This is a genomic window from Pseudomonas sp. PvP027 (assembly GCF_017833005.1).
Taxonomy (GTDB): domain Bacteria; phylum Pseudomonadota; class Gammaproteobacteria; order Pseudomonadales; family Pseudomonadaceae; genus Aquipseudomonas; species Aquipseudomonas congelans.
The window spans coordinates 5,658,255-5,681,262 of the sequence record NZ_JAFIBK010000001.1 but is presented as its reverse complement, the minus strand read 5'-3'; the positions used below and the strand labels follow the sequence as shown (position 1 = coordinate 5,681,262).

At 61.8% G+C, this 23,008-nt stretch carries 19 protein-coding genes and 2 riboswitches; of the genes, 11 read left to right on the top strand and 8 right to left on the bottom strand.

The window, feature by feature from the left end; genetic code table 11:
* Positions 1-27: 27 nt before the first annotated feature.
* Positions 28-294 (top strand): hypothetical protein, encoded by a 267-nt coding sequence (locus tag JOE33_RS24755; RefSeq protein ID WP_003315350.1) that lies wholly within the window; start codon positions 28-30, stop codon positions 292-294.
* A 156-nt stretch (positions 295-450) separates the two neighbouring features.
* Here the strand turns inward: JOE33_RS24755 and JOE33_RS24750 are convergent, their stop codons facing one another.
* The 4 genes from JOE33_RS24750 to cobW are packed head-to-tail and all read right to left on the bottom strand — an operon-like array spanning position 451 to position 6,982.
* Complete coding sequence (locus JOE33_RS24750) at positions 451-1,062, bottom strand: VWA domain-containing protein (RefSeq protein ID WP_187625497.1); 612 nt, start codon at positions 1,060-1,062, stop codon at positions 451-453.
* A 53-nt stretch (positions 1,063-1,115) separates the two neighbouring features.
* On the bottom strand, positions 1,116-2,150 hold the full coding sequence (locus tag JOE33_RS24745) for an AAA family ATPase (RefSeq protein ID WP_187625477.1): 1,035 nt from the start codon (positions 2,148-2,150) through the stop codon (positions 1,116-1,118).
* A complete protein-coding gene (cobN, locus tag JOE33_RS24740) occupies positions 2,150-5,914 on the bottom strand; it encodes a cobaltochelatase subunit CobN (RefSeq protein ID WP_187625478.1) in 3,765 nt (1,254 codons plus the stop codon). Before cobN ends, JOE33_RS24745 begins: the two co-directional genes overlap by 1 nt.
* Before the next feature lie 3 nt (positions 5,915-5,917).
* A complete protein-coding gene (gene cobW / locus JOE33_RS24735) occupies positions 5,918-6,982 on the bottom strand; it encodes a cobalamin biosynthesis protein CobW (protein ID WP_010431114.1) in 1,065 nt (354 codons plus the stop codon).
* A 118-nt stretch (positions 6,983-7,100) separates the two neighbouring features.
* Positions 7,101-7,325: riboswitch (cobalamin riboswitch) on the bottom strand.
* Between the two features lie 58 nt (positions 7,326-7,383).
* A riboswitch (cobalamin riboswitch) is annotated at positions 7,384-7,599 on the top strand.
* A 95-nt stretch (positions 7,600-7,694) separates the two neighbouring features.
* On the opposite strand from cobW, the gene JOE33_RS24730 reads away from it, so the two are divergent.
* The 4 genes from JOE33_RS24730 to cobM are packed head-to-tail and all read left to right on the top strand — an operon-like array spanning position 7,695 to position 9,820.
* Positions 7,695-7,877 carry a CbtB domain-containing protein gene (locus JOE33_RS24730; RefSeq protein WP_003342053.1) on the top strand — a complete coding sequence of 61 codons (183 nt, stop codon included), beginning with the start codon at positions 7,695-7,697 and terminating at the stop codon, positions 7,875-7,877.
* A 10-nt stretch (positions 7,878-7,887) separates the two neighbouring features.
* A complete protein-coding gene (locus JOE33_RS24725) occupies positions 7,888-8,610 on the top strand; it encodes a CbtA family protein (protein ID WP_032612704.1) in 723 nt (240 codons plus the stop codon).
* Positions 8,588-9,037 (top strand): cobalamin biosynthesis protein, encoded by a 450-nt coding sequence (locus JOE33_RS24720; RefSeq protein ID WP_032612701.1) that lies wholly within the window; start codon positions 8,588-8,590, stop codon positions 9,035-9,037. Before JOE33_RS24725 ends, JOE33_RS24720 begins: the two co-directional genes overlap by 23 nt.
* 33 nt (positions 9,038-9,070) lie before the next feature.
* The gene (cobM, locus tag JOE33_RS24715; RefSeq protein ID WP_187625479.1) at positions 9,071-9,820 is read left to right on the top strand and encodes a precorrin-4 C(11)-methyltransferase; all 750 of its coding nucleotides are present in this window, start codon (positions 9,071-9,073) and stop codon (positions 9,818-9,820) included.
* A 105-nt stretch (positions 9,821-9,925) separates the two neighbouring features.
* Here cobM and JOE33_RS24710 read toward each other — a convergent pair whose 3' ends face one another.
* On the bottom strand, positions 9,926-13,408 hold the full coding sequence (locus JOE33_RS24710; RefSeq protein ID WP_187625480.1) for an indolepyruvate ferredoxin oxidoreductase family protein: 3,483 nt from the start codon (positions 13,406-13,408) through the stop codon (positions 9,926-9,928).
* A gap of 173 nt (positions 13,409-13,581) precedes the next feature.
* On the opposite strand from JOE33_RS24710, the gene JOE33_RS24705 reads away from it, so the two are divergent.
* The 3 genes from JOE33_RS24705 to JOE33_RS24695 all read left to right on the top strand — a co-directional run bounded on the left by JOE33_RS24705 (position 13,582) and on the right by JOE33_RS24695 (position 16,319).
* Positions 13,582-14,049: an Lrp/AsnC family transcriptional regulator gene (locus JOE33_RS24705; RefSeq protein WP_002553253.1), complete on the top strand. Its 468-nt coding sequence runs from the start codon at positions 13,582-13,584 to the stop codon at positions 14,047-14,049.
* 492 nt (positions 14,050-14,541) lie between these two features.
* Positions 14,542-15,081 (top strand): sigma-70 region 4 domain-containing protein, encoded by a 540-nt coding sequence (locus JOE33_RS24700; protein ID WP_010431641.1) that lies wholly within the window; start codon positions 14,542-14,544, stop codon positions 15,079-15,081.
* 101 nt (positions 15,082-15,182) lie between these two features.
* Positions 15,183-16,319 carry a M14-type cytosolic carboxypeptidase gene (locus JOE33_RS24695; protein WP_010431644.1) on the top strand — a complete coding sequence of 379 codons (1,137 nt, stop codon included), beginning with the start codon at positions 15,183-15,185 and terminating at the stop codon, positions 16,317-16,319.
* 36 nt (positions 16,320-16,355) lie between these two features.
* On the opposite strand, the gene JOE33_RS24690 is transcribed toward JOE33_RS24695, so the two are convergent.
* Positions 16,356-17,585, bottom strand: coding sequence for an MFS transporter (locus tag JOE33_RS24690; RefSeq protein ID WP_025990956.1), 1,230 nt, complete (start codon positions 17,583-17,585; stop codon positions 16,356-16,358).
* Between the two features lie 106 nt (positions 17,586-17,691).
* Here JOE33_RS24690 and JOE33_RS24685 point away from each other — a divergent pair, with 106 nt between their 5' ends.
* Together JOE33_RS24685 and JOE33_RS24680 are read left to right on the top strand one after the other, a co-directional pair.
* Positions 17,692-18,237 (top strand): TetR/AcrR family transcriptional regulator, encoded by a 546-nt coding sequence (locus JOE33_RS24685; RefSeq protein WP_122694239.1) that lies wholly within the window; start codon positions 17,692-17,694, stop codon positions 18,235-18,237.
* Positions 18,238-18,315: 78 nt separating this feature from the next.
* The gene (locus tag JOE33_RS24680) at positions 18,316-19,620 is read left to right on the top strand and encodes a leucine-rich repeat-containing protein kinase family protein (protein WP_187625482.1); all 1,305 of its coding nucleotides are present in this window, start codon (positions 18,316-18,318) and stop codon (positions 19,618-19,620) included.
* Positions 19,621-19,640: 20 nt separating this feature from the next.
* On the opposite strand, the gene JOE33_RS24675 is transcribed toward JOE33_RS24680, so the two are convergent.
* Entirely contained in the window at positions 19,641-20,345 is a 705-nt protein-coding gene (locus JOE33_RS24675) for a YebC/PmpR family DNA-binding transcriptional regulator (RefSeq protein WP_010431655.1), read from the bottom strand.
* 326 nt (positions 20,346-20,671) lie between these two features.
* On the opposite strand from JOE33_RS24675, the gene tssI reads away from it, so the two are divergent.
* Entirely contained in the window at positions 20,672-22,294 is a 1,623-nt protein-coding gene (tssI, locus tag JOE33_RS24670) for a type VI secretion system tip protein TssI/VgrG (protein WP_010431658.1), read from the top strand.
* On the opposite strand, the gene JOE33_RS24665 is transcribed toward tssI, so the two are convergent.
* A complete protein-coding gene (locus JOE33_RS24665) occupies positions 22,234-23,007 on the bottom strand; it encodes an enoyl-CoA hydratase (protein ID WP_187625483.1) in 774 nt (257 codons plus the stop codon). The genes tssI and JOE33_RS24665 overlap by 61 nt on opposite strands.
* Between the last annotated feature and the right edge of the window lies 1 nt (position 23,008).

Sequence of the window (23,008 nt, the reverse complement as noted above, 5' to 3'; positions counted from 1 at the left end):
TTGATACGGGCACTTGAGGAAACGACAATGAACGCCCCACTGCGCTTCAACGATGCACTTCTGATCGCTGGACACGCTTTTGAACCCTTCCAGTGTGTTGCCTGGGCACCGCAGGACGGTAACGGCGAACTGAGCCTGACGGTGATCGACCGCACCAGCAACCGTATCGGTCGCAAGCAGATCCCGAGCAGCACCTATTCCGACAAGCGCCAACTGGCCAGCGCTCTGGAGCAGGCCCGTGCAGAAATCAGCAACGAAGGCTACGACCTCGAACCGTGGACCATGCCGGCTTGATGGCTGACTGAGCGGGCTTCCCGCTTGGCGTAATGGAAACCCTGTGGGATCGCCACCCTAGCAGCGCCTGCAGGGATTTGTTCTCAGTGCCATGCTCTGCGCATGCCAACCCCGCAGAGCATCGGCAAGAGAGCCGGGCCTGGCGGGGTTTTCCCCTCAGACCAGTTTCAACTCATCGATGTGCCGGTAATCAGCCCCCAGACTCGATGCCAGTTCCCGCGCCCTTCCCAGGCGGATCGGGCCTTTCTCGATATCGATCAGCAAACTGGCGCAGTCAAATGCAGGCAGTGCCGGTAACGACTTGATCCGGCCATCGGTCAGCACCAGAACCCGCTGCTGTTCGGCCGGATAGCGTTTTTGCCGTTGAGCCAGCCATTCAGCCGCCTGTTGCAGCGCTTGCGGTAGCGGCGTACCACCGCCAGCCCCCAATGCATCCAGCCAGGGTGTCAACGCCGATGAGGCTTTCAGACCCTGATGTTGCCAGCGCGGCGCAGTACCGCTGGCGGTCAGCAAGGCCAGCCGCGCCCGGCGTCGATAAGCATCGTCGAACATCTGCGACAGCAGGCCCTTGGCCTGACTCAATGCCTGATGGCGGCGGGTAGACGCCGACGCATCGACAATCACCAGCAATAATTCGCTGGGTCGGCTGCTGCGCGGCTGACGGACCAGATCCTTGCGGCTCTTCGGCTGACCGCGCAGAAAGGTCGGCAACCATTGCACCGGGCCATCAGCTCCGACACGCACAGCGCCCTGCCTGCCACAGGCCAGTCGACCGGGACGGGGAATGGCATCCGCCCCCTGTATAGCGCGGGGACGGATGCCTAGGGCTTTTTTGGCCAGCTCGGCACTTCGCGGCGTGATCCGGTCGTGACTGCCTGGGCGGGCAACTCACCCCAACTGCCCTGCCCGCTATCAGGCTCGGTCTGTTTGCTGGACGATCCTGGTGGCGGTGGCGGTGTCTCGGAATTCTGCGGAGGGGGTGAGGACTCGCGGCGCCGGTGACGCAAGGCAAATTCGGCAACCGCCTCGATGTCCTGCTCCTCAATGTGCCCGGCACCCCGCCACGCTGCATGAGCGCGCGCAGCCCGCAGCCAGACCAGATCGGCGCGCATGCCGTCGACACCTGCGGCAAAGCAGCGCTCGGTGATCATTGCCAGGGACTGGTCATCCAGCTCGATGCCTGACAACAACTGACGTGCCTGTTCACAACGCAGCTTCAAGGCATCCTGCTGCGCTTGCCACTGCTGGCAGAAGCCCTGCGGATCGGTGTCGAAATCCAGACGGCGACGGATGATCTGACTGCGCTCGGCGGGCAGCGTATGGCCGCTCAGCGCCACATTGAGGCCAAAGCGGTCCAGCAACTGCGGGCGCAATTCACCTTCTTCGGGGTTCATGGTGCCGATCAGCACGAAACGCGCAGCGTGACGATGGGAGATACCGTCGCGCTCGACCAGGTTGACGCCGCTGGCCGCGACGTCCAGCAGCAGGTCGACCAGGTGGTCGGCAAGCAGGTTGACCTCATCGACATACAGCACGCCACCGTCGGCCTTGGCCAGCACGCCCGGAGAGAAGCGTGCTCGGCCTTCGCTCAGCGCGGCGTCAAGATCCAGCGTGCCGACCAGACGCTCTTCGGTGGCACCCAGCGGCAAGGTGACGAACTGACCGCTGGCCAGCACATCGGCCAGCCCGCGGGCCAGTGTCGATTTGGCCATGCCCCGCGGCCCTTCGATCAACACGCCGCCGATGCGCGGATCGATGGCAGTCAGGCACAACGCCAGTTTCAGGTCGTCGGCACCGACCACAGCGGCCAGTGGAAAATGCGGAGTTTCGCTCATCGTTGAATCAGACACGGTCATCAGTTCTCTTCTATATCCAGGAGCAGGTCTTCCAGCGCCTGCTGATACTCGCCAGGCTCCTGCCAGAGGCCACGCTGCTGGGCTTCGAGCATGCGCTCGGTCATGTCGCGCAAGGCATCGGGGTTGTGCTGAGCGATGAAGTCGCGAGTCGCCGGGTCCAGCAGATAGGCGTCGGCGAGCAGCGCGTACTGGTGATCATCGATCAGTTCGGTGGTCGCATCGAACGCGAACAGGAAATCCACGGTCGCGGCCATCTCGAATGCACCCTTGTAACCATGGCGCTTGGCCCCTTCGATCCATTTCGGATTCGCTGCGCGCGAGCGTATCACCCGGTTCAGTTCTTCCTTGAGGGTGCGGATTTTCGGCAGGTCTGGCTGGCTGTGATCGCCATGGTAACTGGCGGTCTTCTGCCCGCTGAGGCTTTCAGAAGCGGCGAGCATGCCGCCCTGAAACTGGTAGTAGTCATTTGAGTCGAGCAGATCGTGCTCGCGATTGTCCTGATTCTGCAGCACCGCCTGCACCTGAGAAAGCCGCTGGGCAAAGCGCTGACGCGCGGGCGTACCTTCATCAGCAGCGCCATAGGCGTAGCCGCCCCAGTTCAGGTAAACCTCGGCAAGGTCGTCGCGGCTCTGCCACAGGCGGCCATCGATAGCACCCTGCACGCCAGCGCCATAGGCACCGGGTTTGGCACCAAAGATCCGCCAGCCGGCCTGACGCGCCGCCTCGTCTTCATTCAGGCCTTCTGCGATGAAGCCTTGCCGTTCTTCACGGACCCTGGCCGCCAGCGGGTTCATGTCGTCGGGCTCGTCAAGCGCTGCGACGGCCTGCACCGCGGCGTCGAACAGTTTGATGAGGTTGGCGAAGGCGTCGCGGAAGAAGCCGGAAACCCGCAGCGTCACGTCCACCCGTGGGCGGTCCAGCAGGCTGATCGGCAGAATCTCGAAGTCATCGACCCGCTGACTGCCCGTCGCCCACACCGGACGCACGCCCATCAGCGCCATGGCCTGGGCGATGTCGTCACCGCCGGTGCGCATGGTCGCTGTGCCCCACACCGACAAGCCCAGCTGGCGCAGATGATCGCCATGGTCCTGGAGGTGTCGTTCCAGCAACAGGCTGGCGGACTGAAAGCCGATTCGCCAGGCCGTGGTAGTCGGCAGGTTGCGCACATCCACGGTAAAGAAGTTGCGGCCGGTAGGCAGCACATCGAGGCGCCCCCGGCTCGGTGCACCGCTGGGGCCTGCCGGTACGAAACGGCCACTCAGGGCGTCAAGCATGCCCTGCATTTCACCGGGGCCGCAGGCGTCCAGACGCGGCGCGACGACGTCACGCAGGCTGTCGAGGATCTGGGCCAGATCATCGTGAGCCGGCAAGTCGGTCAACGCTTCGCCCTGCGTGACACGTTCGATGAGGGTAGCGGCGTAAAGCTCCAGCCGCTCACGAGCATCGCCCGCACTGCGCCAGGGGTCGCTGCTCAGGTCGTGCAACACAGCGGGGCGCGGGCCGGTCCAGGGTTCGGCCAGCTCGCAGCTCAACGGGTCGAAGTCCAGCTCGAACGCCTTGCTCAAGGCACGCAACAGACTGGACTGCGCGCCACGCCCGTCACCACGCGGAATACGCAGCAGCGCCAGCAAGGTGTCGATGCGCAGGCGCCCTTGCGGCGACTGACCGAAGATATGCAGGCCATCGCGAATCTGCGATTCCTTCAGATCACACAGGTAGGTATCCAGACGTGGCAGCCAGAGCGCCGCGTCGGCGTCGCTGTCGAGGTTCTCGCCCAGCGCCAGCTCGCGATCGATATGGGTTTCACGGACCAGTTCGAGAATGTCACGCTGCAGCTCGCGCGCACGGCGCGGATCGAGCAATTGCGCTTCGTAGAATTCGTCGGCGAGCAGTTCCAGATTACGCAACGGGCCGTAGGTCTCCGCGCGGGTCAGCGGCGGCATCAGGTGATCGATGATCACCGCCTGGGTACGCCGCTTGGCCTGTGCGCCCTCGCCCGGATCGTTGACGATGAACGGATAGATGTTCGGCATGGCGCCCAGCACCGCGTCCGGCCAGCAGGTTCGCGACAAGCCCACGCCCTTGCCCGGCAGCCATTCGAGGTTGCCGTGCTTGCCGACATGCACCACCGCATGCGCGCCGTAGGCCTTGCGCAGCCAGAAGTAGAACGCCAGATAGCCATGGGGTGGAACCAGATCCGGGTCGTGATACACCGCGCTCGGATCGACCTGATAACCCCGTGCCGGTTGAATGCCGATGAACGTGAGGCCAAAGCGCAGTCCGGCGATCATCATCCGGCCACTGCGAAACATCGGATCGGTGTCCGGCGTGCCCCAGCGGGCATTCACTGCATCGCGATTTTCCTGCGGCAGCTCATTGAACGCCGCCAGGTACTCCTCCAGCGCCATGCTTTGCTGACACGGGCGCTGGTCGATACTGTCCAGATCATTGGTCACGCCGCCCAGCAATTGCTGGATCAGTTCGGTGCCGCTGTCCGGCAACGGCGCCAGCGGATAGCCCTCGGCCTGCATGGCGCACAGGATATTCAGCGCCGCAGCAGGCGTATCGAGCCCCACACCGTTACCGATCCGCCCATCGCGAGTCGGGTAGTTGGCGAGGATCAGCGCCACGCGCTTTTCGCCATTGGGCAGGCGCGCAAGCTCGATCCAGCGCCGCGCCAGTTGCGCGACGAAATCCATCCGGTCGGGCTGGGCGCGGTAGCAGACCACGTCCGACTGACTGCGCTCGCTGTGCCAGGCCAGGTCCTTGAAACTGATCGGCCGACTGATGATGCGTCCGTCGAGCTCAGGCAAGGCAATGTGCATCGCCAGATCACGAGCGCCAAGCCCCTGTTCGCTGGCCTGCCAGGCTGGCTCGTTGTCCTGCGCGCAGATGGCCTGAATGACCGGCACGTTGCGTCGAAACGGACGCAGATGCGGCGCTTCCGGGCTCGACTGGGCAAAGCCGGTGGTATTGAGGATCAGCTCGGTTTCAGCCTCATCCAGCCAGTCCTCCACCTGAGTGAAACAGCCTGGCTCCTTGAGGCTGGCCACGGCGATGGGCAGCGGGTTGATGCCTTGCGCCTGCAAGCGCACACAGAACTCGTCGATGAAACCGGTATTGGCGGCCTGCAGGTGCGAGCGATAGAACAGCAGCGCCACCACCGGCTGCTCGGCAAGCCAGTCTGCCCGCCAATCGGCAAGCTGCGCACTTGCCAGGCGAGGATGGTAGATCGCCGTGCGCGGCAACGGCGCAGGCTCGGCCCAGGAATAATCGCGGTCCAGCCAGCGGCTGGCCATGCAGTTGTACAGTTGCAGCGCGTTTTGCAGGCCGCCCTGACGCAGAAACTGCCAGAGTCGGTCGCGCTCTACGGCAGGCACGGTGCTCAGATCACTCAGTTCCGGATCAGGACGGTCATCACCGGGCACCAGAATGACCTGAACGCCGCGTGCCGCGAGTTCCATGAGCCGCTCGACGCCGTAGCGCCAGTAGCCAATACCGCCGTGCAGAGAAATCAGAATGACCTTTGCGTGACGCAGCACTTCATCAACGTAGAGGTCGACAGAGGCGTGATTCTGGACCTGCATCGGGTTGGCCAGACGCAGGCTCGGGTAGTCTTCGGGGAGCTGCCGGGCAGCTTCGGCCAGCAGTGCCAGGCTGGAGTCGCCACTGCAGAGAATCACCAGCTCGGCCGGGGTCTGGCCCAGATCGGCAATATTGTCGTCAGGTACGAAACCGCCGGGCTGGGTTCTCAGTAAATGCATGGGTTAGCCGACAATCGCAGCATTGAGTTGCGCTTGCAGGGCCACGGCATCCAGCTCCTGACCGATCAGCACCAAGTGCGTGGCGCGCTCTTCATCGGCACGCCAGGCGCGGTCGAAATGCTTGTCGAAGCGAGTCCCTACACCTTGAATCAGCAGGCGCATCGGCTTGCCGGGAATGGCCGCGAAGCCTTTCACACGCAGAATGCCGTGCTGCACCACCAGTTGATTCAGTGCATCGAGCAGGACTTTTTCATCGGCTTGCGGTAGTTTCAGGGAAATCGAATCGAACGCGTCGTGATCGTGGTCATCATGATCGTCATCGTCGTGGTGATCATGGTGGGTCTTGCGAGCATCGATATGCAGCTCGGACTCGGCACCGACACCCAGCAGCACGCTGATCGGCAGGCGACCACTGCTGGCTTCGATCACCTTGACCGCAGGCGGCAGCTCCTCGGCAACTTCGGCACGCACTGTCGCCAGACCTTCGGCGTCGATCATGTCGGCCTTGTTGAGGATCACCAGATCGGCGCTGGCCAGTTGATCGGCAAACAGTTCGTGCAGCGGCGACTCGTGGTCCAGGTTGGGATCGAGCTTGCGCTGCGCATCGACCTGATCCGGGAAGGCGGCAAAGGTACCGGCCAGTACCGCCGGGCTGTCGACCACCGTGATCACCGCATCGACTGTGCAGGCGTTGCGGATTTCCGGCCACTGAAAAGCCTGGACCAGCGGCTTGGGCAGTGCCAGCCCCGAGGTTTCGATCAGGATATGGTCCAGGTCACCACGGCGCGCGACCAGTTCGCGCATGACCGGAAAGAACTCTTCCTGCACGGTGCAGCACAGGCAGCCGTTGGCCAACTCGTACACCCGGCCGTTGGCTTCTTCTTCGGTGCAGCCGATCGTGCACTGCTTGAGGATTTCTCCATCGATGCCCAGCTCGCCGAACTCATTGACGATGACCGCGATGCGCCGCCCTTCGGCGTTGTCGAGCATGTGCCGCAACAGGGTGGTCTTGCCCGAGCCGAGGAAGCCGGTAACGATGGTGACGGGAAGCTTGGCCAGTGTTTTCATCAGGTGCCCTTTGGCAATGCGGCGGGCAAACAGGACGAGAACCGCATGCATGACACGCGGATCGGATCGCCACCGGATCACCCCGCCCGGTTGTAGTGAGAATTCTCGGAGGCCGCGGCATGCGTGGCCCGTTCGAGGCAGGTCTCCTGGCTCACGGCGGCGTGCGGCAGGCAATGAACAACGTGCCGACACGCATTCATTGCGCCTTCCCGCCGCAGCAGTGGCTGTGCAATGAACATGACCGTTTACAGTTGCGGGGGCAGCTGCGGCATGTACCGCATTCCCGTCTTAGCTCCACTGGGTGATGTTTTACCCAGGGAGAACCTCGAACTAGCAAGGCTACGCAGTGACTGCAGACAGGTCAATCGTTCAGATTGACGCTGCCCCGCCGCCCATGCTCTCCTGTGCGCCTTGTTTCGGGTGCCCCTCACGGGGTGAAACGGGAAACCGGTGCGCTCGTGTTGTCGAGCAAGTCCGGTGCTGCCCCCGCAACGGTAAGCGAGAGTAGGTCTGATCCACTGTGCCGCTGGCATGGGAAGGTGACCTTGCAGGCTTTGACGCACTGACGTCGCGGCCCCTCGCGAGCCCGGAGACCGGCCCGATATGCTTGCAATGACAAACCCGCGGTGGGCGGGCGCAGTTGAAACCTCCGGCGTCTGCCGGCAGGTTCTCTTGCGCGTGGCCCGCTTGCCAATCATCAAGAGGGAACGCCATGTCGACCATCAGCAGCCACGCCGCCGCGCCCAGCTCCACACGCACTCAACGCCTGACAGCCGCCATCAGCGCTGCGCTTCTCGGCGCCTGCCTGGTGTACTTCGCCGGTTTCTCGCACATTGCGGCCGTGCACAATGCGGCACACGACACCCGTCACAGCGCTGCCTTTCCTTGCCATTGAGGGCGACACAATGTTCAAGCGAATCGCCTACACCGCAGGTTTCACCGGCCTGCTCGCCGCCCTGCTGCTGACCCTGCTGCAAAGCCTGTGGGTGGTGCCGCTGATCCAGCAGGCCGAGACCTACGAAAACGCACCTGCCGAGCAACTGCATCAGCACGCGGACGGCGCGATGGCCGAACACAGTCATGCCCATGACGAAGCGGCCTGGGAACCTGAAAACGGCTGGCAGCGTGTGCTGTCCACCACCGGCGGTAACCTGGTGGTCGCGGTGGGCTTCGCCCTGATGCTTGCCGGGCTCTACACCCTGCGCGCGCCAGGTCGCACCGTGCACGGCGCATGGTGGGGGCTGGCCGGTTTTGCGGTGTTTGTACTGGCCCCGACCTTTGGCCTGCCACCCGAACTCCCGGGCACAGCCGCCGCCGAGCTGAGTCAGCGTCAGTTGTGGTGGCTCGGCGCCGCCGCATCGACTGCCGCCGGGCTGGCCTTGCTGGTGTTCGGTCAGAACTGGCTGCTCAAAGCACTGGGTGTGGCCATTCTGCTCGTCCCGCATGTGCTCGGCGCGCCACAGCCGCTGGTCCACGAAAGCCTGGCCCCCGAGGCGCTGGAAGCGCAGTTCATGATTGCCTCGCTGCTCACCAACGCGCTGTTCTGGGTCGCGCTTGGATTGATCAGTGCCTGGCTGTTCCGCAGAAACGATGTGCACAACGACAATGTCGACCTGCATCAGGCCTGATCCAGCGACGCCTCAACCCGGCGCAGCACTGGTGGCCGGGCTGGGCTGTCGGCGCGGCTGTTCGGCTGCGCTGTTGCGCGACCTGCTCGAGCAGAGCCTGCAGGCACTTGGTCTGGAAATTGGCCAGGTGACCGCACTCGCGTCCATCGACCTGAAAGAAACCGAGCCCGGCCTGCTTGAGCTGGCCGGGCAACTGGCAGTGCCACTGGTGTGCTTCAACGCCGCGCAACTGGTAGCGTGGGAACTGCACCTCACCCACCGTTCTGCGCAGGTCTTCCAGAACACTGGCTGTCATGGCGTCGCCGAGGGTTCGGCCCTGGCCCTGGCGGCGCAACTGGGAGACGGTACGGCGACCCTGCTGATCGAACGGCAGAAAAGCGCGCAGGCCACATTTGCCTTGGCAATCAGCCCTGCGCACAGCGGATAATCTCCTCCGCGCTCATTCACTCCGGAGAATTCATTGACTGTCTATTTCATCGGCGCCGGCCCTGGCGATCCCGAGCTGATCACCGTCAAGGGCCAACGCCTGATCCGCAGCTGCCCGATCATTATCTACGCAGGCTCGCTGGTGCCCCGCGCCGTGCTGGAAGGTCATCAGGCCGTGCAGGTAACCAACAGCGCCGAGCTGCATCTGGAGCAGATCATCGATCTGATCAAGGACGCCCACGCACACGGCCAGGATGTGGCGCGCGTGCATTCCGGAGACCCAAGCCTGTATGGCGCTATCGGCGAGCAGATCCGCCATCTGCGCGAACTGGACATTCCGTTCGAAATCATTCCGGGGGTGACCGCAAGCGCTGCCTGCGCTGCACTGTTGGGCGTAGAGCTGACCCTGCCGGACGTTTCGCAGAGCGTGATTCTGACCCGCTATGCCGACAAGACCTCAATGCCCAGCGGCGAGGAACTGGCCAGTCTGGCCAGCCATCGGGCAACCATGGCGATTCATCTGGGGGTTAACAACCTGCAGCGGATCGTTGAAGAGCTCGTGCCACATTACGGCACCGACTGCCCGATTGCCGTGGTGCACCGCGCCAGCTGGCCGGATCAGGACTGGGCCATTGGCACGCTGGCGGATATTCAGGAAAAGGTGCAGGCCAAGGGCTTTCGCCGTACGGCACTGATTCTGGTCGGACGTGTGCTTGCCGACGACACCTTCAGCGAGTCCTCGCTGTACCGCGCCGGGCATGCTCATTTGTTCAGGCCGCAGTAGTCATTCCCTCCACGCCGCACGATGATCGCGGTGCCAAGCAGTGACGCGTGGCGTGATGAAAAGCGTGCCAACGCCGGGTTGGCACGCTGATCGGCAGTGCCCTCCTCAGGCAGCCGCCTCATACAGCTTCGGCGCAGCCACTTCGCCGCTTTCCAGGCTCTTGCGCAGGATATCGGCCTGCACGGCAGCCGCTTTCATGGCGCTTTCCTTGATGTAGCCATAGCCGCGAATGCGTTCCGGCAGACGTGCCAGGCTCAAGGCGGTGTGGCGATTCTGCGCCTGAAGGTGCTGCAGAATCAGTTCGACATCGCTGACATAGCGGTCAATCAGCGACCTCTCCTGCTGACGTTCGAGACTGCGGCCGAACGGATCGAGCGCAGTGCCGCGGAGGAATTTGAATGTCGCCAGCACATCGAAAGCACGCAACATCCATGGCCCAAAGCTGCGTTTGCGCGGCAAGCCATTGTGCGGGTCGCGCTTGGCCAGCCACGACGGAGCCAGGTGAAACTCCAGCCGATAGTCACCCTCGAACTGCGCTTGCAGCTGGCGGGTAAACTCGCCGTTGCTGTAAAGCCGCGCCACTTCGTATTCGTCTTTATAGGCCAGCAATTTGAAGTAATTGAATGCCACGGCCTCGGTCAGCGTCGGCTGCTGACCGGGAAACGCCCGCGATTCGCTGTCGCGTACGCGTTGCACCAATGCCAGATAGCGCTTGGCGTAGGCGGCGTTCTGATACTGCTTCAAGGTATCGACATTGCTCTGGATGCGCTGATCAAGGTCCATTGGCTGCGGCTCGCTGACCTTGTTTTGCGGGTTGACGAAGGCCTCCACGGCGGCAGGATCGTGTGCAGTACGACGTCCCCAGAGAAACGCCTGCTGATTCAGGTTGACCGCAACGCCGTTGAGTTCGATGGCCTTCTCGATGGCTGCCGAGGTCAATGGAATCAGGCCCAGCTGGAAGGCATAGCCGAGCATGAACAGGTTGCTGGCAATGCTGTCACCCATCAGTCGGGTGGCCAGCGATGTGGCTTCGACAAAGTGGGTCTTCGCCGCGCCGACCGCCTCGATGATGGTCTGCTTCATGGCCTCGGCCGGAAACACGGCATCCGGATTGCGCGTGAACTCGGCGGTTGGTGTTTGCTGGCTGTTGACCACGGCATGGGAAATCTTGCTGTCGAGCTTGGCGATCGCATCCGGACCGGCAGCCACCAGCAAGTCACAGCCGAGCAGCAGGTGTGCTTCACCGGCGGCGATACGCACAGCGAACAGATCCTCTTGACGCGCAGCAATGCGGATATGGCTGACCACCGGGCCGAATTTCTGTGCCAGACCGGCCTGATCGAGCACGCTGCAGCCCTTGCCTTCCAGATTCGCCGCATAGCCCAGCATCGCGCCGACGGTGGTCACCCCTGTCCCGCCGACACCCGGCAGGAGAATATTGAACGGCCTGTCGAGCGACGGCAGCTCCGGTTCCGGCAGACGTGCGAACGCTTCGACCTGCTTGGGCAACGCAGGCTTGCGCAGCTTGCCGCCGTGCACCGTGACGAAGCTTGGGCAGAAACCCTCGACGCAACTGAAATCCTTGTTGCACGCGCTCTGATCGATTTCGCGCTTGCGCCCCTGCGCGGTTTCCTTGGGCAGCACAGACAGGCACCCGGACTTGACCCCGCAATCGCCGCACCCTTCGCACACCGCCGGGTTGATCAACGCACGCTTTTCCAGATCGGGCATCGTGCCGCGTTTGCGACGGCGGCGCTTTTCAGTGGCGCAGGTCTGGTCGTAGATGATGACCGATACCCCTTTGAACTCGCGTAACTCGCGCTGCACGCTGTCCAGATCGCGCCGATGATGAAAGCTGGTAATCGGCGCGAAGTCCTCGCGACTCGGGTACTTGTCCGGCTCGTCCGAAACCAGCGCGATGCGCTGCACGCCCTCGTTGAACACCTGACGGCTCAGTTGATCGACGCGCAGCACGCCGTCGATCGGCTGGCCACCGGTCATGGCCACCGCGTCGTTGTAGAGAATCTTGTAAGTAATGTTGACCTTCGAGGCCACCGCCGCACGCAGCGCCAGGTGCCCCGAGTGAAAATAGGTGCCGTCGCCCAGGTTCTGGAAAACGTGCGGGGTTTCGGTAAACGGTGCCTGACCGATCCAGGTCACGCCCTCGCCGCCCATCTGGGTAAACGTATCGGTTTCGCGGTCCATCCAGATGGTCATGTAATGGCAGCCGATACCGGCCAGGGCGCGACTGCCCTCCGGCACCCGTGTCGAGGTGTTATGCGGGCAGCCGGAGCAGAAATGCGGGGTGCGCTGAGTGGTGAACAGCGGCGCCTGCAGCGCTTTCTCCTTGTCGCTGAGAAACTGCAGGCGCGCTTCGATCTGCGGGCTGCTGTAGAACGGCGCGAGACGCTTGGCGATCACTCTGGCAATCATCGCCGGGGTCAGCTCGCTGAGGTTCGGCAGCAGTGAGCGGCCCTGCTCGTCGAACTCGCCGACCACTACCGGCCGACGGTCCACAGGCCAGTTGTAGAGCTGACCGGTCAACTGGTCTTCAATGACACTGCGTTTTTCCTCGACCACCAGAATCTCGTCCAGCCCTTCGGCAAAGTCGTGCACCGACACCGGTTCCAGCGGCCAGCTCATGCCGACCTTGAGCACACGAATGCCGACCCTCTCGCACAGTTCCTGATCGATGCCCAGCTCTTCGAGGGCCTGACGCACGTCCAGATAGGACTTGCCGGTGGTGATGATGCCCAGCCGGGGTTGCGCAGAATCAATCACCACCTTGTTGAGCTGGTTGGCGCGGGCAAAGGCCCTGGCTGCGTAGATCTTGTAGGTATTGAGGCGCGCCTCCTGGGCCAGCGGCGGGTCCGGCCAGCGGATATGCAAACCGCCTTCGGGTATGTCGAAATCGTCGGGAATACGGGTTTTGATCCGCAACGGATCGACCTCGACCACCGCAGAAGAGTCGACGTTCTCGGCAATGGTCTTCATCGCCACCCAGCAACCGCTGTAGCGCGACAGTTCCCAGCCGATGATGCCGTAGTCGAGAATCTCCTGGACGTTGCTGGGGTTGAGCACCGGAATCATCGAAGCGATAAACGCGTGCTCGCTCTGATGGGCGATGGTCGATGATTTGCAGCCATGGTCGTCGCCCGCCAGGATCAGCACACCGCCATTGGCCGCAACACCGGCTGAGTTGCCATGCTTGAAGACATCGCCGCAACGGTCTACACCCGGCCCCTTGCCATACCAGAGGGCGAACACGCCATCGTACTTGCCATGCGGGAACAGGTTGACCTGTTGACTGCCCCAGACGGCGGTGGCGGCCAGCTCTTCGTTGATCCCGGGCTGAAAATGGATGGCGTTTTGCTGCAGGTAGTCCTTGGCGTCCCAAAGGCTCTTGTCCAGATTGCCCAGCGGCGAACCGCGGTAACCGGAAATGAAACCGGCGGTGTTCAGGCCCTGCGCCTCGTCACGCTGCTTTTGCAGCATCGGCAGGCGGGTCAGGGCCTGTGTGCCGGTCAGGTACAGATTGCCGGTGGCAAGGCGGTATTTATCATCCAGACGAATATCAGCCAGGGACATGCGGATACCTCTCTTGTTCTTATAGGGTCAGGTCTTTTGCGCCGGGACGGTCCTGCCCGGCAGCCTTGCAACTAGACTGCCAGCAGCAAAGAGGCTTTTTCTTTCTAAATGTGCGCAAATCTGCTGATATTGAGCATGCTTTTTTCGACCAGAACAAAAAACAAGGTCAATTCATGCAGCCAAAATTGAGCCCCATCGATCGCAAGATTCTTCGCCTGCTGCAACATGACGCCAGCTTGTCGGCCGCGGAAATCGCCGAACGCGTCGAGCTGTCGCAATCGCCGTGCTGGAGGCGTATTCACCGGCTTCAGGAGGACGGGGTGATTGAGCGCACGGTCGCCCTGCTCAGTACCCAGAAGCTGGGGCTGAGCATGACGGTGTTCGTCGAGGTCAAGCTGTCAGGCCATGGCCGCCGCTATCTGGCCGAGTTCGAGGAGGCAATCATTGGCCACCCCGAGGTGCTGGAGTGCTACACCATGGCCGGCGGGATGGATTTCATGCTCAAGGTGGTCGCTCAGGACATCGCCAGCTACGAACGCTTTCTGCGCGATCATTTGCTGCAATTGCCCCACGTCCACGAGGCGCATTCGAACATCGCCATGAGCACGGTCAAGCGCACCACGGAACTGCCGCTGGACTAGAAGAGTCGGGGGGAAAGCGCGGGAAGAAAATCCGCCAGGCGAGCGCCGGCGGATTATCGGTATCAATGAGGGCAATAAAAACATTTGACTTGCAAATGATAATGATTATTATTGCATCAGCGGGTCGCGAGGCTCGCTGGATAACCCGGAAGTCTTAGGTCGGCTTCCTGATTATCTCCTCATCAGGCTAATCACGGTTTTTGACCCGGCTTTTTGCCGGGTCTTTTTTTGGTTCTTTCTTTATGGTTTCGCTGCTTCAGGCTAATGAAGTCTGGGTGTTGCGCGGTGTGTTGCAATGGCGCGGATCATAGCAAAGGCTCTTCGATCAAGGCCATGCTTTTAAGGCAAAAACGCCTGGATGCGGCAGATAAAAAGTAAATGCTGCGACTTTTCACTTGAGAATGATTCTCGTATTCACTAGTCTACGCTTGTCACGGACGCTACCCGACACCGCAAGGAAGACTCCCATGGACGATCAGCGAGCGATACATCATGAGTAATCAGCTCTCGTCTCTACTGCACCTCCCCGCCCGCCTGCCCGAGCCGCAACCCACGCTGCAGGCCATCGAACTCGGTCACCGACTGGGCAAGCTCTCGCGCCGGACCCGGCAGATATTCCTGCTCAGCCGACTCGACGGCCTGGCCTATGCCGACATCGCAAGCTTCATGAACGTTGATATCGGCCGGGTAGAAAGAGCGATGCTTCGCGCGTTGGGCAAGGCCTATATACCTGATGCCGCAGACACCACAAGCGCTGCCATTCAGGATCGCGCCAGCCGCTGGTATGTGCACCTGCAGAGCCCTGCGGCAACCGCCAGTGAACGCATCGAGTTTCGCCACTGGCTGGACGCCGATGCCGCGCACCTTTCGGCCTTCCAGAACAGCGAGCGTCTGTGGCGTCAGTTGCAGGCACCTGCTTCGTTGCTCGGCGCATCCGGCTGGCATCGACGCAAGCGCCGTGTGTATCTGGCCTGGTGCCTGCTGACTGCCTTCATCTGCAGCCTGATGGTCACCGCCGAGGCCATGTCCTGACGCGCAGATGACCGCTGCAGTGAATTTTACGTCGCAGGGCGCGATGTCGATCGGTGTACAGTAGTGGCCTGAAAAGGCATCTACGCAAGCAGGCACCTATCTTGACTCTCACTATCGGTTCAGATTTCGACAGCGGCAACATTCAGGTTCTCGACGCAGGCGACCCGGCACATATCAGGCTGGCGATCCGGCCGGACACGCAAAGCGCGCATTTCCAGTGGTTTCATTTCAAGGCAGACGGCCTGAACGTCGGTCAGACCTATGGCTTCAGCCTGACCAATGCCAGCGAATCCACCTTCAACCGTGCCTGGACCGGCTACAACGCCGTAGCGTCCTACGACCATCAGAACTGGTTTCGGATACCGTCGGATTTTGACGGCAAGGCACTGAATTTCAGCCTGGCCGCGGACCAGCCGCAGGTCTGGTTTGCGTATTTCGAACCCTACAGCCGTGAACGCCATGACTGGCTGATCGAGCAAGCGCAGGAAAAAGCCGGTGCACAGTTGCTGGCTGTCGGCAAAAGCGTCGAGGGCCGGGATATTCAACTGCTGCGCAAGGGTGACGGTGCCGAGGGTAAACGCAAGATCTGGATGATTGCTCAGCAGCACCCTGGCGAACACATGGCCGAATGGTTCATGGAAGGCGTAATCGAACGTCTCCAGCGAAAAGATGACGCCGTGCTGCAGCAATTGCTGACCGAGTCGGACCTGTACCTGGTGCCGAACGTCAACCCGGACGGGGCCTTCCATGGCCACTTGCGCACCAACGCCAACGGCAAGGACCTTAATCGTGCGTGGCAGGACAGTACCGAAGCGCTAAGCCCGGAGGTGTCCTTCATCAGGCAGCAGATGGAACAATACGGCGTGGACATGTTCCTCGACGTGCACGGTGACGAGGAAATACCCTACGTATTCACCGCCGCCTGCGAAGGCAATCCGGGATATACCGCACAGCAACGCCAGCTTGAAGAGCGCTTTCGCAGCCGCCTGTGCGAGGTCAGTGACAACTTCCAGACGGCGCATGGCTACCCACGCAGCGCGCCCGGTCAGGCCAACATGAACCTGGCCGCAAATGCCGTGGGCGAGCGCTACAAGTGCCTGTCACTGACCCTGGAAATGCCATTCAAGGATCACGACAACGCGCCGGACCCGGTCACCGGCTGGTCAGGCAAGCGCTCCGCGCAACTGGCCGGCGATGTACTGACCGTGCTGTCCGAGATGGTAAAAGAGCTGCGCTGAGGGCTCTCCTGACTTCAGGCAAACCGGAATGCCCACCTACGCGTGGGCATTTTTGTTTGCGTTGGCTGCACGGCGCACGATCAGACTGGCCAGCGCGATCAGCGCCAGCGTGATCACCACTGCCCCGTAGACATTGCTGGTCATCACCAGCCCCGCCGAGCGGGCAAAGAATCCGGCGACCAGTGCCGGTATGCAGAAGGCCAGATAACTGAGCACCAGAAAAGCCGACATCAGCCCGCCCCGCTCGTGGGCATGCGCCAGGGGCATGAGCATGCGCAGCGCTCCGAGAAAGCTCGATCCGAAACCGATACCTGCGACCACTGCGCCGACAAAAAACAGCCATAGCAAACCCAGGTTGATCGATAGCAGTATCACCGCAACACCCAGCGACAGAAAGCTCGCGCCTACCCACAAGCCAAGCACCGGCTCGCGCTGACGCAAAGTCAGAATCGCCGCTGCGCCGCTAAGGGTCAGCGCCGCAACCGCCAGGCCGCCATTGAGCGGTGAGGTGGAGCCGGTCGCCGCCACCAGCAAGGACGGGCTCAACGACAGAAAGAAGCCACCCAGTGCCCACGCGGCGATGTCCACCGGCAAGACCAGCAAAAGCATGCGCCGTGCCTGCAGCGGTACATGCAACGATGGCTTGAGGGATTGCCAGACACCAGGCTGGCGGCTGACGGTTTCCTCGACGCGTCCCAAGTACAGCGCCTGGCTCATGAATGCGGCCAGCAGCAAGCCGTAACCCAGCATCAGCGGAAACGGTGCGAACTCCGCCAGCAGTGCCGTCCCCAATGCACCAACGGCCATGCCGAGCATCGGCGAAATACTGTTGATCAACGGCCCTTTGACCGAATCATTGTCCAGCAAGGCTGCGCCCAGCGCGCTGGCCGCCAGCCCCGTTGCAAAACCCTGCAGCAGGCGCGCGGCCACCAGCCAGCTGACATCACTGGCCAGAATGAACAGCAGCATCGAGGCGCTTTGCAGCAGCAAGGCGCCGAAAATCACCGGACGCCGTCCCAAATAGTCAGACAACGAACCGCCCATCAGCAAGGCGGCCAGCAGGCTGAATGCATACACTGCAAAAATCAGGGTAAGCACGCCCGCAGAGAATCCCCATGCTTCCTGGTACAGGTGATATAGCGGCGTGGGCGTGCTGGACGCGGCAAAAAAGCATAACGTGGTAAACGCCAGAAACCCGAGATGGTTTCGTGCCCGGCCGTCAGCCTTCACGTCTGGCGACGTCGAATCGTTTGAAGAAAGGGACATGGATACGCTCTCCGCCAATGCAACCTGTTAAAGCCATAAATTAGCTTTTGCGGAGTGTGCGACGTGATAGCGCTTAAAGCAAATACTTTGTGTTAAGGTCCGCGGCATGGCTATCAAAGAAGCAGTTCGCACCGGAGGCCGCAGCGCCCGCGTGCAGGAATCCATTCACCGCGCCGTGCGCGATTTGTTGCTGGAGCACGATCGGTCAGCACTCAGCGTGCCGATGATCGCGACCCGGGCAGGTGTTACGCCGTCGACTATTTATCGCCGCTGGGGTGATCTGACCACACTGCTAGCGGACGCTGCCCTGGAGCGTCTGCGCCCTGACGCGCCGATCGATCAGGGTAGCCTGCATCAGGACCTGCTGACCTGGAGTGAAATGTATCTGGACGAAATGGCCTCGGCGCCTGGCCGGGCATTGATGCGCGACGTCGTCGCGAGCACGTCCGGCTGTGTCGGCAAGTGCGCGGCAATGGTTCGCGAGCAGTTGCAGGTCATGATCGATCGCGCCATCGCCCGCGGGGAAGTTTCCCCCAGTGCCGACGATATGATCGATGCCGTCGTTGCGCCGATGATTTACCGGATTCTGTATGCCGAATCGGCACCTACGCCCGAACGCGTGCGCCAATGGGTCGACCGCTGCCTGAGCTGAGCCGCTTTGCAGGGAGTCAGCAGCCGCAACTCCCGTTATCATGCGCGCCTCGTCCGACATCAATGACCGAACCTATTCATGCACACCCTCGCAGATCTACGCGCCGGCAAGCTGGCAGGCATCAAACGCCTTGACCTCTCCTGTGGCCTGAGCGAATTCCCGGTCGAAATCTTCGACCTGGCCGACACGCTTGAAGTCTTGAATCTCAGCGGCAACAGGCTGACCTCGCTGCCTGACGACCTGTGTCGCCTGACACGCCTGCGCGTGCTCTTCGCATCAGAAAATGCCTTTACGCACCTGCCGGAAAGCATTGGCCAATGCCAGCAGTTGCAGATCGTCGGCCTCAAGGCCAACCGCATAGAACAGGTCAGCGCCGCTGCACTGCCACCTCGCCTGCGCTGGCTGATCCTCACCGATAACCATATTGAGTCGCTGCCCGACGAACTGGGCCGCCGCCCGGACCTGCAAAAACTGATGCTCGCCGGCAACCGCTTACGCACCCTGCCCACGACCCTTGCGCAGTGTCACAAGCTGGAGCTGATCCGCATTGCAGCCAATTGCCTGACCGAGTTGCCGGACTGGCTGCTGAGCCTGCCCGCCCTGGCATGGCTCGCCTTCGCCGACAATCCGTTGTGCGCCGAACGCCCCTCTGTGCCGATCCGGGAAATCCCTTGGCAACACCTCAGCCTTCATCAACGCCTGGGCGAAGGTGCGTCGGGGATCATTCAGCAGGCGGTCTGGCATGACGCCGGCGCTGAGCGCATGGCAGCGGTCAAGCTGTACAAGGGCACAGTCACCAGCGATGGCTCGCCCCTCAATGAAATGGCCGCCTGCATCGCCGCAGGCCGGCACGCACAGCTGATCGAGGTTCTAGGACAGATCAGCGGGCATCCCGAGCAGCAACGCGGTCTGGTCATGGCGCTGATCGCCCCCGCTTTCGGCAATCTTGCCGGCCCGCCGAGCCTGGAGTCCTGTAGCCGCGATGTCTATGCCAGCGACACGCGCTTTTCCCTGCCGGTGCTGCTGCGCCTCGCTGAAGGCATCGCATCGGTCACCGCGCATCTGCATACATGCGGGATCACGCATGGCGACCTCTATGGCCACAACATTCTTGTGCAGGAGGATGGTCATTGTCTGCTGAGCGACTTCGGTGCGGCGTCCTTTCACCCGTCAGCCGTGCAGGGGAAGGCGCTGGAGCGCATCGAAACACGCGCATTCGGTATCTTGCTGGGGGAATTGCTGGAGCGTTGCGAGGCAGATACGCAGGACCAGAACGTCATGGCGGGCCTACAGGCCCTGCAGGCGAGCTGCGTGCAGCCTGATTGCCAGCAACGACCGTCGCTGGCAGAGATTCTTCTACAGATAAAAGCATGGAGCGCGTAAAGCGCTCCATTGCACAGTGATCAGCCTGCCAGGCCCACGTACACGTTCTGCACGTCATCGTGATTGTCGATGGCTTCGAGAAACGCTTCGACTTCGGCCATCTGCTCATCGGTCAGCCCGTCCACGGTGCTTTTCGGGCGGTAGCCCAGTTGCGCGGACTGGACGGTGAAACCGAATTCAGGGAGCGCCTTGCAGACCGCGTCCATGTCTGTGGATTCGGTGAGGAACAGCGTCGCGCCCTCTTCACCTGGCTCGAAATCCTGGGCGCCGGCCTCGATTGCCGCCAGCTCCGGATCGGCATCCGGTGATGCAGGAACAGCCTCGATCATGCCCTGATACAAAAAGTCCCAAGATACGGAGCCCGCAGCGCCCAGCTGGCCCTTGCGGAACAGCACGCGAATTTCCGAGACCGTCCGGTTGATGTTGTCGGTCAGGCACTCGACGATCACCGGCACGCGGTGCGGCGCAAAACCTTCGTAGGTCAGACGCTCGAAGTTGACGCTCTCACCCAGCAGGCCTGCGCCTTTCTTGATGGCACGCTCCAGGGTCTCGCGCGGCATCGAAGCCTTCTTGGCCTGCTCGACCACCAGCCGCAGACGCGAGTTCATGTCCGGGTCTGCACCAGCGCGAGCCGCGATCATGATCTCCTTGGACAGCTTGCCAAACGTACGTCCCTTGGCATTGGCTGCCGCTTCTTTATGCTTGACCTTCCACTGTGCGCCCATGTCTGCTCTCTTGATTCGCTAGGCACCTCGCCGCCTGCGCCTGCATGACTGACAGAACGCGGCGCTGGCAAGGCGCTGAAAAAGGGTCACCGGCAAATACCCTGTCCGGCGCGGCGCATTTTATACGCGATCACGGCAGATGAAACCCCCGACAGACAGATTGGCCTGACGAACTCGCCAAGATGACTGCCAATCCGGCCAACGGCAATCATCGTCTTTCCGTCAACGCTTGTAGGCTCTTTCCGAAAAATCTTGCAGCAATGCTTTTGTGCCCCCTTATTCCGTAACCTGCGCGGCCCCGTTTTTGAAGCTGGAGAGCCCCGCAGATGCGCAAGGACCTGCAAGTGCCCATCATGCTGGCGATCACCGACTGCCAGCCGGATCTGCATGTCATCAGCTTCGCTGGCCATGAAGCCCTCAACGAAACGTATCGCTTCGACATCTGGATGATCGGCAGCAATCCGCATCTGGATGTCGGCAGCCTGCTGCATCGCGAAGCGTTTTTAAGCTTCGGCAAACCTGGCAGCGGCCGGCATGGCCGTATCGAGCATGCGGTCCGGCTCCACAACGGGGCTCGCCTAAGCCTTTACCATCTGACCCTTGTGCCCGATCTGCAACGGCTGGCGCAGCATCAACAACACCGCACCTATCAGGACCTTGCGATCCCTCAACTGATCGTGCAGTTGCTTGAAGCGCACGGCATAGGAGCGAACGCCTACCGATTCGAGCACGTGAACGGTCTCTACCCTGCCAGACCGCTGCATATCCAGTACGGAGAAAGCGATCTGCACCTGTTGCAGCGCTTGTGCGAGGAAGAAGGCATGCATTTCCGTTTCGAGCATCGCCAGAGCGGCCACAGGCTGGTGTTCTCGGACGACCCTGCGAGCTTTCCGGCGCAGCCATTGCCGGTCCGCTTCAAGCGCCCGGAAGCATCAGGCGCATCGCGAGAGACGCTCTTGCACCTGGCCGAACGACTGGCGTTTCCGTACGTTTCAAGACTGCCCGTCGAGCACCCGCAACCTGCGCACGCAGCCTCGTCGTTACACGATGAACACCCTCTGACGATAGCGGCCAATCATGCATTTCAACCGCCTGGCTTTCGTGGAGCAATCAGTCATCAGGAGGCGCTGAGTCGGCAGCGTGGCAGTCGCAGGCTGGAGCGCCTGCGTTGCGAACGGCGCGATGTCAGAGGACAAGGCACCGACACTGCCTTGCAGTGTGGTGAAGTCATCCAGGTGCTCGATCACCCGGAGCCATTGCTTAACGATCAGTGGCTGCTGACCGAAGTGATGCACGCGGGCAGGCAGCTACAGGTGCTGAGAGGCGCTGCCGCGCATGATGCTCTGGCAATTCTGCGCATCCTCGTCGAAGCGCAACGTTCGTCACCCGAGTCTGAACAGCTGCAAGGCAACGGTTACTGCAACAGCTTCAGGGTAATACCGTGGGCGACGCCATTTCGCCCTTCGATCAACCACCCTCGACCCCCGGTCACCGGTGAGCATTTCGCCACCTTGCAGCGCAACGACATCCGGCCGGACCCACCCGGATACCGTTCCATCCGCTTCGACTGGCACGTGCAAGGTCTGGAAGACGATCCCGCACAACGTTGGCCGGTGGCCGAGGTTGCCTGCCCGGAGATTCATCGGCTACCGCCAGGCACACGTGTACTGGTCCGCTTTCTCGACAATCATCCCGAACGGCCTGTGATTTGCGCAGTACTGTCACCGAGTCATGGGCTGGACGGCATGACTGCACACCCGGCCAACGGTATTCGACTGGCGAGCGGTCAGCATCTGCACATCAGCGCCCACGACGGATTGCTTGTGCGCGGGCAAGCCGCGGCGCTGCACGTCGACGCGCAGCGTATTCTGATCGTGGGCCATGGAGATCAGCAGTCCTTGAAATCGGGCTGGCGCTTGTCGATAAACGCGCGCATGCCCTCCTTCTGATCCTGACTGGCGAAGGCAGCGTGAAAGACCCGGCGTTCGAAGCGGATGCCTTCGGCCAGGCTGACCTCGAATGCACGGTTGACGCTCTCCTTGACCATCATCGCCACTGGCAGGGATTTACTGGCGATCACCGCTGCCACCGCCAGCGCTTCCGGCAGCAACTGATCAAGCGGCAGCACGCGGGCCACCAGACCGGCGCGCTCGGCCTCGTGAGCATCGATCAACCGGCCGGTCAGGCACATTTCCATGGCCTTGGCTTTGCCCACCGCGCGGGTCAGACGCTGCGTGCCGCCCATGCCCGGCAACACGCCGAGATTGATCTCGGGCTGGCCAAACCTGGCGTTTTCGGCAGCCAGAATGAAATCGCACATCAATGCCAACTCACAGCCGCCACCCAAGGCAAAACCGGCCACAGCCGCCACCAGGGGTTTGCGCCGGGCGGCGACCCGGTCGCTTTCACGAAACAGGTCATCGAGGTAGATCTGCGGGTAGGACAGGTCGACCATTTCCTTGATGTCCGCACCGGCGGCGAAGGCTTTTTCAGAACCGGTCAGCACGATGCAGCCGATCGCGCTGTCCGCCTCGAACTGGTCGAGTGCATGGTTCAATTCGTTGATCAGACGCGCATTCAAAGCGTTCAAAGCCTTGGGCCGGTTGAGCCTGATCAGGCCCACGCTATCTATAACCTCAATGAGAAGTGTCTCGTAAGGCATT